The 17,990-nt window shown below is 59.3% G+C and carries 14 protein-coding genes and 2 pseudogenes; 6 read left to right on the forward strand and 10 right to left on the reverse strand.

Annotation, left to right across the window (positions count from 1 at the left end; genetic code table 11):
- Positions 1-326: 326 nt before the first annotated feature.
- Positions 327-2,153, forward strand: a complete 1,827-nt coding sequence (gene ftsH / locus MEB48_RS19505) for an ATP-dependent zinc metalloprotease FtsH (RefSeq protein ID WP_237885587.1) — start codon at positions 327-329, stop codon at positions 2,151-2,153.
- 6 nt (positions 2,154-2,159) lie between these two features.
- On the opposite strand, the gene MEB48_RS19510 is transcribed toward ftsH, so the two are convergent.
- Positions 2,160-4,541, reverse strand: coding sequence for a phosphoketolase family protein (locus MEB48_RS19510; RefSeq protein WP_237885588.1), 2,382 nt, complete (start codon positions 4,539-4,541; stop codon positions 2,160-2,162).
- Positions 4,542-4,754: 213 nt separating this feature from the next.
- Here MEB48_RS19510 and fnr point away from each other — a divergent pair.
- Positions 4,755-5,502, forward strand: a pseudogene (fnr, locus tag MEB48_RS19515) (fumarate/nitrate reduction transcriptional regulator Fnr).
- A gap of 34 nt (positions 5,503-5,536) precedes the next feature.
- Complete coding sequence (locus tag MEB48_RS19520; RefSeq protein WP_237885589.1) at positions 5,537-6,520, forward strand: zinc-dependent alcohol dehydrogenase family protein; 984 nt, start codon at positions 5,537-5,539, stop codon at positions 6,518-6,520.
- On the opposite strand, the gene MEB48_RS19525 is transcribed toward MEB48_RS19520, so the two are convergent.
- Positions 6,510-7,430, reverse strand: coding sequence for a universal stress protein (locus MEB48_RS19525; RefSeq protein WP_237885590.1), 921 nt, complete (start codon positions 7,428-7,430; stop codon positions 6,510-6,512). The genes MEB48_RS19520 and MEB48_RS19525 overlap by 11 nt on opposite strands.
- Positions 7,431-7,527: 97 nt before the next feature.
- Between MEB48_RS19525 and MEB48_RS19530 the strand changes: the two genes are divergently transcribed.
- Together MEB48_RS19530 and MEB48_RS19535 are read left to right on the forward strand one after the other, a co-directional pair.
- Positions 7,528-7,743, forward strand: a complete 216-nt coding sequence (locus tag MEB48_RS19530; RefSeq protein WP_237885613.1) for a hypothetical protein — start codon at positions 7,528-7,530, stop codon at positions 7,741-7,743.
- Between the two features lie 171 nt (positions 7,744-7,914).
- Positions 7,915-9,729: a DAHL domain-containing protein gene (locus MEB48_RS19535; protein WP_237885591.1), complete on the forward strand. Its 1,815-nt coding sequence runs from the start codon at positions 7,915-7,917 to the stop codon at positions 9,727-9,729.
- Positions 9,730-9,894: 165 nt separating this feature from the next.
- Here the strand turns inward: MEB48_RS19535 and MEB48_RS19545 are convergent, their stop codons facing one another.
- On the reverse strand, positions 9,895-10,713 hold the full coding sequence (locus MEB48_RS19545) for an aldo/keto reductase (protein ID WP_237885610.1): 819 nt from the start codon (positions 10,711-10,713) through the stop codon (positions 9,895-9,897).
- A gap of 122 nt (positions 10,714-10,835) precedes the next feature.
- The gene (locus MEB48_RS19550; RefSeq protein ID WP_237885592.1) at positions 10,836-12,119 is read right to left on the reverse strand and encodes an NTP/NDP exchange transporter; all 1,284 of its coding nucleotides are present in this window, start codon (positions 12,117-12,119) and stop codon (positions 10,836-10,838) included.
- Between the two features lie 257 nt (positions 12,120-12,376).
- Here MEB48_RS19550 and MEB48_RS19555 point away from each other — a divergent pair, with 257 nt between their 5' ends.
- Entirely contained in the window at positions 12,377-13,165 is a 789-nt protein-coding gene (locus MEB48_RS19555; protein ID WP_237885593.1) for an alpha/beta hydrolase, read from the forward strand.
- A 1-nt stretch (position 13,166) separates the two neighbouring features.
- Here the strand turns inward: MEB48_RS19555 and MEB48_RS19560 are convergent, their stop codons facing one another.
- From MEB48_RS19560 to MEB48_RS19585, 6 genes and pseudogenes are all read right to left on the reverse strand, one after another.
- On the reverse strand, positions 13,167-13,676 hold the full coding sequence (locus tag MEB48_RS19560; RefSeq protein ID WP_237885594.1) for a DUF6644 family protein: 510 nt from the start codon (positions 13,674-13,676) through the stop codon (positions 13,167-13,169).
- Positions 13,676-14,026 carry a DUF6152 family protein gene (locus MEB48_RS19565; RefSeq protein ID WP_237885595.1) on the reverse strand — a complete coding sequence of 117 codons (351 nt, stop codon included), beginning with the start codon at positions 14,024-14,026 and terminating at the stop codon, positions 13,676-13,678. Before MEB48_RS19565 ends, MEB48_RS19560 begins: the two co-directional genes overlap by 1 nt.
- A 57-nt stretch (positions 14,027-14,083) precedes the next feature.
- Positions 14,084-14,389, reverse strand: coding sequence for a hypothetical protein (locus MEB48_RS19570; protein ID WP_237885596.1), 306 nt, complete (start codon positions 14,387-14,389; stop codon positions 14,084-14,086).
- Between the two features lie 437 nt (positions 14,390-14,826).
- A pseudogene (locus MEB48_RS19575) lies at positions 14,827-15,396 on the reverse strand (DUF1016 N-terminal domain-containing protein); the annotation flags it as partial.
- A 164-nt stretch (positions 15,397-15,560) separates the two neighbouring features.
- Positions 15,561-16,367: a YfaP family protein gene (locus tag MEB48_RS19580; protein ID WP_237885597.1), complete on the reverse strand. Its 807-nt coding sequence runs from the start codon at positions 16,365-16,367 to the stop codon at positions 15,561-15,563.
- A gap of 3 nt (positions 16,368-16,370) precedes the next feature.
- Positions 16,371-17,990 (reverse strand): DUF2300 domain-containing protein, encoded by a 1,620-nt coding sequence (locus MEB48_RS19585; protein ID WP_237885598.1) that lies wholly within the window; start codon positions 17,988-17,990, stop codon positions 16,371-16,373.

Genomic DNA, 17,990 nt, shown 5'->3' on the forward strand with positions numbered 1-17,990 from the left:
GAAACTTGACCAGACTTTAGAAGAATGGATAGTTGTAAATTCTAGTCGCGAATGCGTGTGTAAGAATTCTGTCATCGCGAGCCTCTGCCAACTCTGCGCAAACAATCCAGTCTGATGTATTGCCTGGAAAGCTTATTCGATTTTTTCATAGCTCCTGGCCAGGTCGACATGGCGCAACGCTTCCCCCCGTGAGGGAGAAGCTGAAGCAGGCTATCTTTATTAAATGGGTCCGGCCGCTGGTCTACAGAAACAGCGTGTCGTCATCCAATGAATTTTCATCCCCTGGGCGTGGAACAACCCTGCGTTTCCCACGCTGAGCCAAGGCCATGAAAAAGAACGAACAGTGGAACCTGTCCTACTTCGCGATTGCTTTTGTCGTGCTCAGCCTCATGCAGATCTTCTTTGGCGAGCGCCAGGCGGTGCAACCCCTGCCGTACAGCCAATTCCTGCAACTGCTGAACGAGCAAAAAGTCAGTGATTTACGGGTGGAGAAGGACCAGATCACCGGCAAGTTGCAAGAGCCCATTGACGGACGCGAGCGGTTCTCCACGGTGCGGGTCGACCCGGCGCTGGCGAGCGAACTGTCCCAGTCGGGCGTCGGTTTTACCGGGACCACCGAAAACACCTTTATGAACAGTCTGTTGGGCTGGTTGTTGCCGTTCATCCTGCTCATGGTGTTCTGGAATTTTTTGTTTCGGGGGATGGCGGACAAACAAGGCCTGGGCGGGCTGATGAATGTCGGCAAGTCCCGGGCCAAGGTGTTTGTCGAACGCGACACCGGGGTGACCTTCGCCGATGTCGCGGGCATCGACGAAGCCAAGGCCGAACTGGTGGAAATCGTCTCGTTCCTCAAGGACAAGGCCCGATACGCACGCCTGGGCGCGCACATTCCCAAGGGCACCTTGCTGGTCGGCCCGCCGGGCACCGGCAAGACCCTGGTGGCCAAAGCTATCGCCGGTGAAGCCGGGGTGCCGTTTTTCTCGATCTCGGGGTCCGAGTTCGTCGAGATGTTTGTCGGCGTCGGTGCGGCCCGGGTCCGCGACCTGTTCGAACAGGCACGACAGGCGGCGCCCTGCATCATCTTCATCGATGAACTCGACGCGCTGGGCAAGATGCGCGGCGTCGGTACGCTGGGCGGCAATGACGAAAAAGAACAGACCCTCAACCAGTTACTGGCCGAACTGGACGGCTTCGATCCCCGTGAGGGCGTCGTATTGCTGGCTGCGACCAACCGGCCGGAGGTTCTCGATCCGGCGTTGTTGCGGGCCGGCCGCTTCGACCGACAGATTCTGATCGACCGCCCCGATCGCAGAGGGCGGGAGGCGATCCTTAAAGTTCATCTGCAGAAAATCACTGTGGAGCCAGGGCTCGATGGTGCGCGTATTGCCGAGATCACCACTGGCTTCACCGGCGCCGACCTGGCCAACCTGGTTAACGAAGCGGCCATCGTCGCCACCCGTCGCGGCGCCGAAGCGGTCAACCTGGACGATTTTACCGCGGCGGTAGAACGCCTCATCGCAGGGCTGGAACGCAAGAGCAACCTGCTCGATCCTGACGAACGCCGGGTGGTGGCCTATCACGAAATGGGGCATGCCCTGGCCGCCAGCACGCTGCCGGCGATGGACCCGGTGCATAAAGTGTCAATCGTGCCCCGCGCCATCGGCTCGCTCGGCTATACCCTGCAGCGACCGACCGAGGATCATTTCCTGATCAGTTGCCAGACGCTCAAGGACCGGATTGTCGTGCTGATGGCCGGGCGCGCCGCCGAGGACCTTGTCTATGGCCAGATCTCCACCGGGGCCGCCGATGATCTGGGCCGTGCAACCGATATCGCCCGACAACTGATTACCCGGTTCGGCATGAGCGCCGAACTTGGGCAGTCGGTGCTGGAGCGGCAAACCCCAACGTACCTGGGGGATCGCATGGCCACGCTGGGTGATAAGGACTATTCGGAACAGACCGCCCGGGAAATCGATCTGGGTATTCGCGCCCTGCTCGATGAAGCCTACCAACGGGCCAAGGCATTGCTTGCGAGTCGACGGGCCGACCTCGATGAGGGGGCCCGCCTGTTGCTGGAAAAGGAAACCCTCACCCCCGAGGAATTTCCCCCACTGATGCCGCTTCACCCTGCCCCGCCATTACCGAAACCCTGATATCCATCAATGCCGATTACCCGGCGCAGGAGTCCATTGCCACTGCATCACCTCGGGCATGTCTTGCCCGTGTTCGATGAGGTAAAGCTTGTGCTTTTCCATCGTCGCCCAGTACCGCGCCCGGGCAGTCTGGAGCTGATCGTGCAGCCGGGGTACGCGCTCGATGACATCCAGCGCCAGTTGATACCGATCCAGATTATTGAGCACCGCCATGTCGAAGGGTGTGGTGGTCGCCCCCTCGTCCTTGAAGCCGCGAACGTGGAAGTTTTCGTGATTGGTGCGCTTGTACAGCAGTCGGTGGATCAGCGCGGGATAACCGTGGAAGGCAAAGATCACGGGGCGGTCGACGGTGAACAGTTCATCGAACGCGTTGTCCGGCAAGCCATGGGGATGGTGGTACGACGGTTGCAGGACCATCAAATCGACGACGTTGATCACCCTCACCCGCAAATCCGGCGCGTATTCGCGCAGCAAGGTGACCGCGGCCAGGGTTTCCAGAGTCGGAACGTCGCCGGCACAGGCCATGACCACGTCGGGATCGTTATCATCCCGGCAGGCCCAGTCCCACCGTCCGATGCCGACCTGGCAATGATGGATCGCCGCATCGATATTCAGCCATTGCCACTCCGGTTGCTTGCCGGCCACGATCACGTTGACGTAATTGCGGCTTCTGAGGCAATGATCGGTCACTGACAACAGACAATTGGCATCGGGCGGCAGATAAATCCGGACCACGTCCGCGGTCTTGTTCGCCACCAGATCAATGAACCCCGGGTCCTGGTGGGAAAAACCGTTATGGTCCTGGCGCCAGACGTGGGAGGTGAGCAAATAGTTGAGCGAGGCAATAGGTTTGCGCCATGACACTTCGGCAGCAGTCTTCAGCCATTTGGCATGCTGGTTGAACATCGAGTCGACGATGTGGATGAACGCCTCATAACAGGAAAACAGGCCATGTCGACCCGTCAGCAAATAGCCTTCGAGCCAGCCTTCGCACACCTGTTCGCTCAGAATTTCCATCACCCGGCCATCGGCCGCTAGATTGACGTCGTCGATGCCTAGCGGCTCCATCCATGCCTTGGCACTGACTTCATAGACCGCATCCAGCCGGTTCGAGGCGGTTTCATCCGGGCCGAACAGGCGAAAGTTGCTCGACGTCAGATTGCCTTTCATCACGTCTCGCAAAAACGTTCCCAGTACTCGTGTGGCTTCTGCCCGCAGGCCACCGGGAACCTCGACGCTCACCGCATAGTTGGTAAACCGCGGCAGTTCCAGCGGTCGCAACAGCAGCCCACCGTTGGCGTGGGGATTGGCGCTCATACGCCGGTGGCCGGTCGGCGCCAGGGCGGCGATTTCGGGCAGCAAGGCGCCATTGGCGTCAAATAATTCGTCAGGGCGGTAGCTGTTGAGCCATTCCTCCAGTTGCCGCAAGTGCATGGGTTGCTGGAAATCGGCCAAGGGGACTTGATGCGCACGCCAGGTGCCTTCGACCCGACGGCCATCGACGAACTTCGGTCCCGTCCAGCCTTTGGGCGTGCGTAATACCAACATCGGCCACAAGGGACGTTCCGGTGCCCGGGTTTGCGGCTGTTGACGCGCGACCCGCTGAATTTCACGAATCTGCAGCACTATCATGTCCAGTGTCCTGGCCAGGGCTTGATGAACCTCTGTCAGGTCATCGCCTTCGACGAAAAACGGATCGTAGCCATAGCCATACATCAATGCGGACAACTCCTCCTCGCTGATGCTGGAGAGCACCGTCGGGTTGGCGATTTTGTACCCGTTCAGATGCAAAATCGGCAGCACAGCCCCGTCTCGCGCCGGGTTGAGGAATTTGTTGGAGTGCCAACTGGCCGCCAGTGTCCCGGTTTCGGCCTCGCCGTCGCCAATGACACACGCCACCATCAGGTCCGGATTATCGAACGCGGCACCATAGGCATGGGCCAGGCTATAACCCAGCTCGCCTCCTTCATGGATCGACCCCGGAATCTGCGCCGAAACATGGCTGGAAATGCCGTAGGGCCAGGAAAACTGCCGGAACAGCCGAGTCAGACCGTTGGTGTTGCACTCCACCGATGGATTGAATTCGGTGTACGTCCCCTCCAGATAGGTCTGGGCCACGACCGCCGGGCCGCCATGTCCGGGGCCGGCAATGAAGATCATGTTCAGGTCATAGGCCGTGATCAGGCGATTGAGGTGCGTATAGATCAGGTTCAACCCCGGCGTGGTGCCCCAGTGCCCCAGTAACCGTGGCTTTACATGCGCCAGCGTCAGCGGCTCCTTCATCAGCGGGTTGCCCTTGAGGTAGATCTGCCCGACCGCCAGATAATTGGACGCCCGCCAGTAGGCATCCAGCCCTTCCAATTGCTCGACACTCAGAAAATCGCTCATGAAGTTCTCCGCGAGTGGGCTCGGTCTACTCAATAGACCTGCGTCAATTTTGGGAGACTGCTACAGCGCAAGACTTGATTTACATCAAGTTTTGCACACGCCGCCCCGGCGCAACGGGGGGCCTTTTTTCCACTCGTCGATTGCCCCCGTAAACGCCCGATTGAAACGGTGATCCGAACTATCCTTCACCTCAATTCAGGGAGACTCTCTGCAATGCCCGAAACCCGGCCCTACCAACCTCACTATCTGAAAGCCGCCTGCTCCAATTGCAGCGTCCTGGAGTTGTGCCTGCCGATTGGCTTGACCGGCAAGGAGGTCGAGCGGCTGGATACCCTGATCGTTCAGGCGGGTAAAGGTTAAAAAAGGGGCCGCCCTGTACCGGGCCGGTGATCCGTTGCGCTCGCTGTATGCGGTACGCATCGGCTCATTCAAGACCAGCATGCTGTCTGTGGATGGCCGTGAGCAAGTGACCGGTTTTCAGATACCCGGCGAGATGCTCGGTCTGGACGCCATCAGCGACGATCGGCACGCCTGCAGCGCCTTTGCCCTGGAAGACAGCGAAGTCTGCCCGCTGCACTACGCACAACTGGAGAAACTCGCCCAGGAACTGCCCTCACTGCAACACAACATGAACAAACTCCTGAGCCGGGAGATCGTGCGTGATCACAGCATGCTCATGATGATGGGCAACATGAACTCCGATGAACGCCTGGCAGCTTTCCTGCTGAACCTGTCGCAACGGCTGAGCATTCGCGGGTACTCATCCAGAGACTTTGTGCTGAAGATGCGCCGTGAAGAAATCGGCTCGTATCTGGGCCTGCGCCTGGAAACCATCTGCCGGGGCATCGCCCATCTGCGGGATCTGGAATTGGTCGAGATTTCCGGGCGCAACGTCAACGTCCTGAATCTGGACGGGCTCAAGCAACTGGTCGCCGGCTGTCACCGCCAGTCGACCTTCTGACACCCTACGGTGCATCGGCTTTTGGAGAATCGTCATGCGCGCCATGGTTCTGCATGCCCCCGGTCAGCCGCTGCAACGGGAAGAGCGCGCCATCCCGACACCCGACGCACACCAACTGTTAATCAAAGTCCTGGCCTGTGGCGTGTGCCGCACCGACCTGCATCTGGTGGACGGTGAATTGCCGCAAGCGCTGCTGCCGCGGGTACCTGGTCATGAAATCGTCGGTGAAGTGACGGCGGTGGGTGCCGATGTAGCGCCCGACTGGGTCGGCAAGCGCGTTGGCGTTCCCTGGCTTGGCTGGACGTGCGGTGAATGCACATTCTGCCGCTCGGGCCGGGAGAATCTCTGTGATGGGGCCCAGTTCACCGGCTGTCATCTGGATGGCGGTTATGCCGACTACGCCGTTGCCGACGCCCATTTCTGTTTTCCCATTCCGGACGCTCTCTCGGCCGCCGAAGCCGCACCGCTGCTGTGTGCCGGGCTGATCGGTTTTCGCGCCTTGCAAATGGCCAAAGGGGCGCGTCATCTGGGGCTTTATGGCTTTGGCGCGGCGGCGCATCTGGCGATTCAGGTGGCGCGAGGCCGAGGGCAACAGGTGTATGCCTTCACTCGCCCGGGCGACAACGAGGGCCAGGCCTATGCCCGAACCCTCGGCGCCGAATGGGCGGGCCCCTCGGATCAGCCGCCACCACACCCGCTCGATGCCAGCCTGATCTTCGCCCCCGTCGGCGCGCTGGTGCCACTGGCGCTGGAAGCCACCGTCAAGGGCGGCTGTGTGATATGCGCGGGCATCCACATGAGCGACATTCCCGGCTTCCCTTATCGGCTGCTGTGGGGCGAGCGCAGCATCCGTTCGGTGGCGAACCTGACCCGCGAAGACGGCACCGCGTTTTTTGCAGAGTTGCGTCATACGCCCGTGCACAGTGACGTCACCTGCTTCGCCCTGGACGATGCCAACCAGGCACTGGCAAGCCTGCGGGCCGGTCAGGTCAAAGGGGCGATCGTGCTCATCCCCTGACGTGCGACACCGGCTGCTTGACCGCCAGAATACTGCCCGGCACCGAGTAAAGGGCCCGTTCCGTGTTGCTGCCGATCAACCGATCGAACCCCACTCGGTGCATGGTGCCCATCACCACCACATCGACCAGATACTCCTCGACAAACTCACTCAGCACCGGTGCCGGCAGGCCCATGATGAAATGCCGACGTTCTGGCGGCACACCATAGCGATCGGCCAGGGTGACAAACGCCTGATGCAGGGATTGCCGCAGGTCCTCCATGAAGTCCACATTCCACCCGGCGCTGACCAGGGGCGCATCGCCATTGAAGACCGGCGACAAGTCATAGGCGTACAGCAGATGCAGCGGTGCATCGCATTGCAGGGCCAGTGCATTGGCCGATTGAATGATGATGTCGTTGAGACCACTGATTTGCGTCGAAGGGTCGAACGGGTCCACTGCCGCCACGATCCGGTGCGGCAAACCGTAACGGGCCTGATTGACCAGATGCACCGGCACCCTGCATTCGCGCAGCAGGTGACAATCCAGAGGAGTGACAAACACCCGTTTGAGCAACGGCTCCAACGTAGCGTCCTTGATCAGCAGGTCGGGTTTGAGTTCTTCGACGCACCTCAAGATGTCCAATAACGGATGAGTGGTGAAGACCACCTCCACGCTTACTTTCAATCCCTCACCGCTGAGGCGCTGGATTTCTTCCACCATCCAGCGGCGATAGCGGTGCAGATAGCGCTGGTACTCCGCCTCATCGGTTTTTTCCTCCCACAAATGGATGATCGGGACCGGCTCGATAAACGCCCGTACATCCAGCGCCGCCCCGCTGGCCTTGGCAAGGGCAACGGCACGCAGCAAGGCCGGGGACTGGTAAAGGGTTCGGTCGGCGATCAGCAACACACGTTGATATTGGCCCATCACACACCTCGACTCGGTGCCGGTCCAAAGCGCCAGCATGTCCCCAGACTGCGCTCGTTGCCCCTGCCCCGGGTTGATTTACATCAGATGCGAGCGTTTGAGCGTGCCTGTCACGAGTGTCTACGCCGCTGTCACCGGACAGTACTCCATTGATGCCGCCAACAATGCCCCCATGCGTGATTTGGCCAAAGCCCTGGGGTTTGAGACCCGCCACGATCCCGATGACAATCGTCAGGTCATTCACTGCCTCTATCTGAAAAAAACACCCCTCGGCGTCATCTGCCGAGGGGCGTTTCAACACTCAGGGCTGTAACAATGGATGCCGACCCGCCATTCAGTGCTTTTTTTTAACGCGGTCCGCCAACAACGCTAGGCTTACGAATAATGTGGTGATTATTCGCCATTTTGCAGGGAGCGCAAAAATGGAAATCATTGACCGTTGGCGGTACCTCTCTCTCAGGATGGCTCAGGGAGGAATGCCGCAATGAAGCTCTCCAATCATTACAAATGGTCTGCCTTGGGCGTCATTGCGCTTTTCCTTTTCAGCGTATTGATATTTTTGCTGATCAAATCCTACACGTACGACACGTCGACCTACTTCGAATCGCGCGACTTCGTGCGTCAACTCAAGCAGTACGATGCCACGTGGAACTTGAAGATTCTGCGAGCAAAAATCGGCATGAACAACAACCTGCTTCTGGTGGCGCACCCTGAAGCAGAACAGCGATGGGCGCAGCTCGATAGTCTCAACGCCGTCGGCCCGTTTTCGACCCTTTGGCAATCTCGGCGGCAGGGTTATCTGGATGCAGTAGAAAACAAAACCCGATTGGTTGAGCAATTCAAACAGCACAACACCGTGCTGCGCACTTCACTCGATGCCCTGCCTGAGTTGAAAGATGGCATTCATGCGCTGCAGGAAGTCTTCAACGACAAACACCCGTTGAATGCTACGGCGGCCTCATTGGTGTTCGATATTACGTTGGATACCTTTGAATACGCCCTCAATGTCTCCAGCGAAATGGCTGAGGAAATCGCCGATCATCTGAAAAAACTGAATGAATACGTCAATCAACTGCCGCCGGAACAGCGTCCGCCTTTCACTGCATTTGTAGGCGCTGTGAATGCCATTGTTCGAGAGCAGCCCATCGTCAATGACTTGATTGATCGCATCAGTGTCATTCCGGTCGCACAGCAACTGGACAGCATCACCGAGTTATTGAACGAAACACAACGGCGCACCAGCGCGACAGACCGCCAATATCACCTTTATCTCGGGATATGCGCCGGCATCATGGCGCTGCTGTTGTTGTACCTGGCCGCCCGACTGATTCGCAGTTATGCCTTGATCAACAAGATGAACAACGCGTTACAGACAGTAAATGAGCGACTGGAGCAACGCGTCGAGGAACGCACCCGCGAACTGCTGGAAGCCGAGCGCGAGTTGGTCGAAGCCGCGCGGATGGCCGGTATGGCAGAGATTGCCACCAATGTGCTGCACAACGTCGGCAATGTGCTGAACAGCGTTAACGTCTCGGCAGATTTGATCACCCGCAAATTGGCGGCCAGTAAAACCCTGGGCCTGGGTAAAGCGGTGAACATGATGAACGAACATGCCAAAGACCTGGGGCAGTTCATGGCGTTCGATGAGAAAGGCAAACTACTTCCCGTTTACCTCAATCAACTGGTCGACTCCATCGCGGCCGAGCAGTCGAGCATCGTTGACGAGCTGGCGCAACTGACCAAAAGCATCGATCACATCAAGGACATCGTAGCCACCCAACAAGCCTATGCTGGCGCAGCCAGGCTGGTCGAGCCGTTGAACGTCGTCGATCTGTTCGAGGATGCGTTACGCATGAATTCCGGTGCCTTGAGCCGGCACCATGTCGTCGTCACCAAGGACTACCAGGACACGCCGACCATCATTGGCGACAAACACCGGTTGCTGTTGATCCTGATCAACCTGATCAGCAACGCCAAGTATGCGATGTCCAAGGTCAGCGACCATCAGCGTCACATGACCCTGGGCGTGAAGATTATCGATAACGCAACGCTGCGCCTCAGCGTAGAGGATCAGGGCGAAGGCATTGCTGCCGAGAACTTGACCCGCATCTTCAATCACGGCTTCACCACGCGCAAGGAAGGTCACGGTTTTGGCTTGCACAGTTGTGCGCTCGCGGCGGTGGAGATGAACGGACACCTGCGCGTCCATAGCGATGGGCCCGGCCAGGGAGCGGTTTTCACCCTGGAGATTCCGCTGGAGACTGCCGACGCATTGCCAGCAGCCGCAGTCCTGCAATAACGTCGCCCCGCCAATACCCGTCAGTCAGGTGCGAAACCTGTGGGAGCGGGCTTGCTCGCGAAGAGGGAGTGTCAGTCGACATTAATGTTGCCTGACACACCGCCTTAGCGAGCAAGCCCGCTCCCACAGGTACCGCATTTGGCATTAGTCATGCTGTCAACACGACTACCCCACCAAAGCCATCAACTGCTGGCGTTGCGCATCCGTGAGCATCGGGCCTGCACCTGCGCCGGCGTTTTCCGCCATGTAACGCGGGTTGCTCGTGCCGGGGATGACACAGGTCACCGCCGGATGAGCCAGCAGGAACTTGAGCGCCAGTTGCGCCCAGCTGTTGACGCCCACTTGCGCGGCCCATCCCGGCAGCGGTGTGCCTTTCAATCGAGCCAGCAAGCCACCGCCGCCAAAAGGCCGATTGCAGATCACCGCCACACCGCGCTCGCGACACAGCGGCAGGATTCGCTTCTCGACGCCGCGGTCGTCCAGGGCATAGTTGATCTGCAAAAAGTCCAGCGGCTCGGCTTTGAGTACCGCTTCCACTTCGTCATAGGCCGACGCCGTGTAATGGGTGATGCCGATGTAGCGGATGCGCCCTTCTGTTTTCCATTGGCGCAGCGTGGGCAGGTGGGTTTTCCAGTCCAGCAGGTTGTGAATCTGCATCAGATCGATACGGTCGGTCTGCAACAGCTTGAACGACTGCTCCATCTGCGCGAGGCCTTCATCACGACCCTGGGTCCAGACCTTGGTGGCCAGAAAGGCCGGCGAGCGTGGCCGATGGATCGACAGCAATTCACCAGTCGTCTGCTCGGCGCGACCGTACATGGGCGAGCTGTCGATCACCGTGCCACCCTTCTCGAACAACGCGCTGAGTACGGCGGGCAGTTGCTTGTAGGCAGCCTCGGAAGGCGCGACATCAAAGCCGCGATAGGTGCCCAACCCGACCATGGGTAGCGGCTCGTTGCTGGAAGGAATGGCTCGGGTCAGCATGTTCTTGCCTCCTGTTTCCGTCGACGGCGCCGATGCGGCAAGGGCCGGATCGAAGGTGAAGACCGCCGAAATACCGGCAGTCAGCGTGAGTAGTCTTCTACGCGTGAAGACAGCAGGATCGGTCATGGAATTCCCCCTGACTGCTCATTGATGGTCGCCCTGTGCTCCTGTCGTCTGGCCAGCCACAAACATAACCAGCCCCATAGCCCGGCAAACGGCACGATCACCACCGCCACCAGACCAAAACCCGCGCCCAGCGCCGTCAACGCGGCGGAGAGCCAGCCACTGGCGGCATCGCCGCCGCGATACACCAGGGTTTCGATCACATTCTTGGCCTTGTACTTTTCCTCGCGGCTCACCACTGTCCACAACACTTCTCGCGCCGGACGCACGATGGCGAACTCGACGGCGCGGCGCAGCCCTTGCGCCAGCGCGACGGTTGCAGGCACGGGTGCCAGGGCCATGGCGCTGAACGCCACGACCGTCGCCAGCGGCAAGGCGACAAGCGCCCCGCCGATGCCGATCACGCGGATCAACGGCGCCGTCAGCAGTAATTGAAATATCAGCGTCAGCGTCGAAACGATCAAATCGACGACGGCGAAGAATTGCGTCCTGCTGGCCACATCAGCATAGCTGCCGGCGACAATCCTTCCCTGTTCGAAATACAGCAAGGTCGCGGCACTGGTGTGCAACAGCATGAACAGCACCAGCCCCATCAGATAACGCGAGCGCAGGATCAGCGTGATCCCGGCCAGCATGCTGCCACCCATGCGCCGCTCATCCAGCCAGCGGCTGCCGGACTGCGACGCCGTGCGCGACAACAGCGCCCGATAGCAGCGCACCGCACTTTCCAGCAACACCGCCGCCGCAATGGTCAACGCCACCGGCCCAAGATTCGTGGCCATGGTCGCGGCCAGCAACGGCCCGATGAACGTGCCCAGGGTTCCACCCGCCGCGATGAAGCCAAACAGCCGCCGCCCTTGCTCGCTGGAAAAACGGTCGACCAGCACGCTCCAGAAAATCGACACGATGAACAGGTTATAGATGCTGATCCAGACGAAAAACACCCGCCCCACCGCCACCGGCGCCATGTGATTGGCGATCAACACGCCAAACACCAGCATCGACAAAGCGATCACGCGATAGATCAGCGGCACGAAACGGGTGGCCGGCAGCCGCGAAACCAGCACGCCGAACAGCGGCACCATCAGCAGCATCACCACGAAAGTGGCAGTGAACAACCATTGCAACTTGTCGGCACCGCCCTCGAGGCCCAAGGCATCGCGCAAGGGTCGCACCAGGTAATAACTGGCGAGCACGCAGAAATGGAAGGCGAAACCCAGCATCAGGGCCGTTCGTTCGGCCGGCAGAACCTTGACCCATTTCAGCGCGTCGGTGGCCGTCATGGCACAGGCCCCGGATACAAGTGTCGACTCTTGGACATCGGTGTGCTCCCGTACGGCAACTATCGATGGACTACACTCTGACAACGCTCAAGCGATAGCCGTCGTCAGGTCCAGAGCAGTCCATGTCGTCTAATGCCCCCTGTGGGAGCGGGCTTGTCGCGAAAAAGGTGTGTCAGGCGACATCAATGTTGACTGTGCCGCCGCCTTCGCGAGCAAGCCCGCTCCCACAGGTTCTGCGCCTTAACCAGCATCAGTCCATGTCGTCCACTAAAGTTAGCCGAATGTTGCGCACCCTGATGTCTCTCTTCGCATTCGTTGCCATTGCGTACCTGCTGCTCTGCGCGGCGCTGTTCGTGTTTCAACGCGCCCTCATCTACTACCCGCAACCCCGCGCCATCGACGCGCCCGAAACGTCGCTTACGCTGTCAGTCGCCGACGCGCAGGTGCTGGTGACTGTCAGGCCGCACGACGGCCCGAAGGCGTTGATCTACTTTGGCGGCAATGCCGAGGATGTTTCCCGTAACTTGCCCGGGTTCTCGCAAGCCTTTGCGGACCATGCGATCTACTTGCTGCATTACCGAGGCTACGGTGGCAGTACCGGGTCACCGTCCGAGGAGGCGATTCAGCGCGATGCCATGACCTTGTTCGACATGGTCTACAACACCCATCCCTCTATCGCCGTGGTCGGGCGCAGCCTGGGCTCGGGCGTCGCCGTACGCCTCGCCAGCCAGCGCCCGGCCTCGCGGTTGATTCTGATCTCTCCCTACAGCAGTCTTGAAGACCTCGCCGTGCGCCAGTTCCGCTGGTTCCCGGTGAAGTGGCTGCTTCAGGACAAATACGAATCGTGGAAATACGCCGCACACATCACCATACCGACGCTATTGATCGCGGCCGAGCACGACGAAGTCATACCGCGCTCAAGCACGGAACAGCTTTACACGCATTTCGCCAAGGGCGTGGCCACGCTGCAGGTGATACCGGGCACGGGCCACAATTCGATATCCGGGAGCCCGCAGTACCTCAAGCTGATCGGCGCCGCATTGTGAGTCAGGTATAGGCCAACAACCGGCCGCACAGCACCACGCTGACCCATAACCCAATCGAAAGCACTGCCTGCACTTTGGCAATGGCCGGTGCCGCGACGCCTGTGTTCCATCGGCTGACTGAACGGTATACACCGGCGTGAAAAAGGGCTGCGTTGATGCCCGCCGTAGCGATCAGGCTCAGCTTTAAAATGAAAATGTTGTTGGTGGCGAAGTCATGGGGATGGGCGGTAAACATCATCAGGCCAGCGGGTACGATCAATACCAGGGCAGCGACGGACCATCTCAGGAGATGGCGGGCCAGGGCTGTCACCGCAATATCCCTGGACAGGCCGAGCACCCGCAGATCGAACATGAAGACCGAGCCCACAAGCACCACGAACCCAATGATGTGAACCACCTCGACGATCGGGTAAAGCCACAGCTCGCCGCGCATGGCCAGCCCAAGTCGCGAGTCATCCAGCCAGTCCAGCCAGCTTTGCGGACCGGATCCGCTGGCACCTGTGGTGTCCATCAGCGCAACTCGGTGGTTTTATCGCCGATGGTGATGCGTTCCGCTCGCAGTTCTTCGGGTTTGTTTCGATTCGGATAACCGACCACCGTAGCCGTCGTACCGACATTCAGCATGTCCTTCGACAACCCACGGTTCTCCATGCGCGATGGAGGGGCCAGAACGATGATCCACGTCTTGTCGGCTGTTTTGAGACGCAGCAGCCCGTGCGGATGGGAATAGCCGGATTCCTCGATCGTTCCGTTCAGTTGCATGGATTTGCTGGCGTCATACTCACTCCAGCCGTGATGAGCGAACGCCGCAGTGGCCAACAGTGGCAATGACAGTCCGATGCTTCTGAGCATGGCTTTCATGATGCGGTTCTCCTGATGCAGTCATTGAATAGCGGCGTATCGAAAACGAACAAGCGATCAATCGTCGTCATCGCACTTGACCTCTTTCTTGTACTCGTCTGGCTTGGCTTCGATCCTGACCTTGCAGCCATGCTCGCGGAATTCGTCTTTCCATTCACCACGACGCCAATTGGCACCGCGGCCATTCGGGCATTTGACCTCTTCCTTGTATTCTTTATTTTTTGATTCGATCTTTACCTTGCAGGGCCCATCCCGGTATTCATCCTTCCACTCATCACCCTCGCGTACGCCTTGCCAGTGATCCGCTGACGCGGGTGTCAACATGACTGAACTCATCGCAGCCAATATCCACACGCCCAGCATGGGCCTCGCACTCATTTCACTTCCTCAGCAATTAAAGACGAGACGATACGCTCGCTGCTGATACGACAACGCTCTGCGGCAGCTTGCTCCTTTGGCGAGACGAAACTGTGGGCTGATCGTCGGAAAGGAAACACGGCACGGGGCTCTGGACGAGACTCAACGTCCCAACGCAGGCCGCAGATTTGGGTCGGCGATCACTGAGTCAACATCCCAACAATCGGGTTTTGTGGTGGATAGGCCGGCCTCTTCGCGAGCAAGCCCGCTCCCACACTGGATCTACGGTGATCACAAACTTTGTGACCGGCACCGATTAAATGTGGGAGCGGGCTTGCTCGCGAAGAGGTCCGCAAGAACACCCGCAAACTTTCGGTTAAATCACGTACGGACGTGAGCTGGCTTACTCATCAGCATTCAGCGCATAAAACTCATGCAACTTGGCCTGCAACAAAGTCGAGAAATTCGACCAGATACGTGTCCTTGAATACACTCATGGCCTCAGGATGCATTTGTCTCACCAGTGGTGAGACTTTTACGGGACTGATGACGCTACGCTCGAATAACGCGGCTTTGAACTGACGTTCGAGTTCCCGGCTCGACCACTTCTCCTGAATCGTCATGCGCAGGTAAAACTCGCGCTCTTCCGGGCGTTTGCTTTGGTTGAGAATGATCAGATTTTGAGTCCAGGGCAATTGTCGCAGCAGTGCTGCGACAATTGGGTCATGCCTGTATGCCTCGTAAAACTTGCGCATGCGAAAGAGATTAGCTCTGGTAAAACCACGAAATCCCGGCTGAGTACGCGCGAGGTGAGTAGCCAATTGAGCGACCACTCCATCCCCCCACTCCGCTGCTTCGATCTTCCGGCTGATGTATGCCCCGACCTGCCAGTGCAGTTCAATCAACTCGGTATTGACTGCCTGCACCGCTCGCTGCCGGGCAGTGACGATCAGTTGCGTGATTTCGTTAAAGCTTGCGCCAATGGACGGCGCAGTAGCGCTGAGGTCATTCACGTGAAGGCGTTCCTGTTTAGTAGACGACCTTCTCTAGTACTCCTCACCTTGAAACAATAAAAATCACGATGTGTTTCGGCGTGAAACAGTGTCACTTGATTACGGAATTGGTCAGCAGCCTGCTGACCAATTCAATAGTCGCAACACTGCTGCGACTATTTCATTCACGGATAACTAAACCCCTTAACCAACGTCAACTCCCCCACCGCCCGCATCGGCACCAGGAACGTCTCCATCTTCTCGTTCGGCGTTCCCTCTTCCGTAATCACCGTAATCTGCGCGGTAGTCAGCGGCTGAACAGCCTCTTCCTGCCCGTCCTCATCACTGCGATACCCACCACCGTAGTAGTTCACGTACACCTGATACTGCCCCTTGATCGGAACAGGCATGGCGAAGATTTCCGGGCCGTAGCCGGTGGTGACGTCGACGTCGAGTGCTCCGCCATTGGCCGCGACGCGGTCGCCATACCAGATGTGGCCGCCGTCAGGCGTGACGAGGTGCAGGTCGAGGTCGGTGCCGTCGCTGTCCCAAGCCAGCAACACGCGCAACTTGGCCGGGGTGGCGCCGCCGCGGGTGTTGAGGAACTGGGTGCGGTGGCGTTGTTGGCCATCGGGGCTGCGGACTTCAACGCTGTTGCTGCCGTTGGGGAATGAGAACGGGCGATCGTAGCGGCCGGCGGGGTCAATTTTCAGCGGCATGCTGACCCCGTTGACGATGAGTTTGCCGGGGGCATTGCCCTTGGGGGTGGAGTTGATCTGGCCGGTGATGCGAGCGGTATTGGCCTGCCCCACCGGTGTGTTGACCAACGACGCCGGGTAATTGACTGGCTGACGAAAGTTTTCGCCTTCGCCTTCAGGGGCACCTGTGCGCCAGCCTCCAACGGGCGTATCAAGTTTGACGGCGGCGAACGTCGTCGGCCCCACGCAAAAGGCGCAAATGAACAGCAAGACCTGTGGGTAACGGAGTTTCATGACCTATTCCAGCAAGAGGTGGCGGGCGAGCCCTTCGATGTAGGTTTCATCCTGGCCGTTGGGGTGTGCTTCGAAGGCCAGGTGCAGGTATTCGTGGGTCAGGTCGAGGCGGTCTTGCAGCGACAGCACGCCACGCACGTAAATGCGCTGGCGTTCGCGGTCGACAAAAGGACGGCCGAAAGCCAATCGGCAGACGGCGAAAGTGCCGACTTCGTTGTAGCCGACCTCGCTTTCCAGCCGCGAACGCCAGCCGCGGCGTTGCTTTAGCAGCCAGTCCTGCGCGGCGGGCAGCGCTTCGCAGGCGGCAACGGGATTGTCCCAGCGGCTGAGGCTGGCGCGTGGGTAGGCGTGCAGCAGAATGGTGTCGTAGCGTTGACCGGCATTGGCTTGCTCGACGGCTTGCAGCCAGGAGAGTTTGTCCGGCCCCGGTTGGTCGGAGTGATAGGTGACGGTGCTGCCGGCGAGGACCAGGTCGCTGGTCCACGCGGCGATGTTACGTGATTCGGTGGCGGCCGGGCGTGGGGCGACGCGCTGTCGGCTGCTGCTGTCGTCGATGCTCAGGCAATCACCGTTGCGGGTAGCGTTTTGCAGCAGGTAGGTGCGGATTGCGACGCTCAGGGCTTTGGCGGCTTCGGCGGGTTCGGGTCTGGCTTCGCGCTGCAGGACACGGGCGACGTACTCTTCGCGGTCCAGGCGGGCGACGAGTTTGTCTTTGAGCAAGAACAACTCGCCGTCGCTGTGAATATCGAGTTGATTGCCATTGGCGAACTCGACGCGATAGTCGCCTTGCAAAGGCCCGGGCCCTAGCACGCGATCCCCCGACAGCACGCGTTTCAGCGGATAACGCGCGAACAGGCCGACTTCGACACACTTCCCCGCCTCGGCTGGCCATGATGAGGGCAACACCGTCGCCAGTGCCTGACCGTAATTGCGCAAAACCATTTGACTGGTGCCACGGCCACCGGCCCAGATCGGCGTACCATCCGCCGTCCAGCCAGCGAATCCGCCTTGGCGCGACGAAGGATCCTGATCCCCCAGCCAGCTCCAGGTTTTCACCCGCAACCGACCGCCAAGCTCACCGACGACATTGCCGTCAGCCGCATTCAGCACCACATCGAGCAACACCCTTCGGGCCTGATCCTGCGCCGGCATCACGGCCAATACCTTCAGCAACTCAGCCACCGAAACCCGGGTCTGCGGTTGCAACGACGGCAAGTCCAGCAACCATTTCGGCGCTTGTCTCGCCTGCCAATACTCGCGCCACTCAGCGTCGGCAATGCCCAAACGCGCAGGCTCAAAATACAAGCCGCAGGACTTCACCAACGCCTGATCGCGATCGATCTTGCCGCCCGCGGTGCAGCAATACACTTCTTCCTTCGATTGCCCGCGACACTCATAAGCCGGTTCACGTGCGCCGGTATCCACCAGCCAGCCGTAGACAAAGAGTTTCCACAAACTGCCCAGCGGCGTCTGCAGATCAGCAGGCAATGGCTCACGCGAAATCACCTGCGTCCGGCTCAACGAGAGCCATTCACCCTTGAAGCCCAGGCGCAATGGCTCGTCCTGCGCTGTCGCCAGCGCAGGGATCAAACACAACAGCCACCAGACCAGACGCCGGGTCAT

The organism is Pseudomonas sp. PGPR40 (assembly GCF_022014505.1).
In the GTDB taxonomy this organism is placed as follows: Bacteria; Pseudomonadota; Gammaproteobacteria; order Pseudomonadales; family Pseudomonadaceae; genus Aquipseudomonas.

Bases quoted from the DNA above. Each gene is read 5' to 3' on its own strand.
- ftsH (WP_237885587.1), top strand. From the start codon at position 327: ATGAAAAAGAACGAACAGTGGAACCTGTCCTACTTCGCGATTGCTTTT.
- MEB48_RS19510 (WP_237885588.1), bottom strand. From the start codon at position 4,541: ATGAGCGATTTTCTGAGTGTCGAGCAATTGGAAGGGCTGGATGCCTAC.
- MEB48_RS19520 (WP_237885589.1), top strand. From the start codon at position 5,537: ATGCGCGCCATGGTTCTGCATGCCCCCGGTCAGCCGCTGCAACGGGAA.
- MEB48_RS19525 (WP_237885590.1), bottom strand. From the start codon at position 7,430: ATGGGCCAATATCAACGTGTGTTGCTGATCGCCGACCGAACCCTTTAC.
- MEB48_RS19535 (WP_237885591.1), top strand. From the start codon at position 7,915: ATGAAGCTCTCCAATCATTACAAATGGTCTGCCTTGGGCGTCATTGCG.
- MEB48_RS19545 (WP_237885610.1), bottom strand. From the start codon at position 10,713: ATGCTGACCCGAGCCATTCCTTCCAGCAACGAGCCGCTACCCATGGTC.
- MEB48_RS19550 (WP_237885592.1), bottom strand. From the start codon at position 12,119: ATGACGGCCACCGACGCGCTGAAATGGGTCAAGGTTCTGCCGGCCGAA.
- MEB48_RS19555 (WP_237885593.1), top strand. From the start codon at position 12,377: ATGTCGTCCACTAAAGTTAGCCGAATGTTGCGCACCCTGATGTCTCTC.
- MEB48_RS19560 (WP_237885594.1), bottom strand. From the start codon at position 13,676: ATGGACACCACAGGTGCCAGCGGATCCGGTCCGCAAAGCTGGCTGGAC.
- MEB48_RS19565 (WP_237885595.1), bottom strand. From the start codon at position 14,026: ATGAAAGCCATGCTCAGAAGCATCGGACTGTCATTGCCACTGTTGGCC.
- MEB48_RS19570 (WP_237885596.1), bottom strand. From the start codon at position 14,389: ATGCTGGGCGTGTGGATATTGGCTGCGATGAGTTCAGTCATGTTGACA.
- MEB48_RS19580 (WP_237885597.1), bottom strand. From the start codon at position 16,367: ATGAAACTCCGTTACCCACAGGTCTTGCTGTTCATTTGCGCCTTTTGC.
- MEB48_RS19585 (WP_237885598.1), bottom strand. From the start codon at position 17,990: ATGACCCGGCGTCTGGTCTGGTGGCTGTTGTGTTTGATCCCTGCGCTG.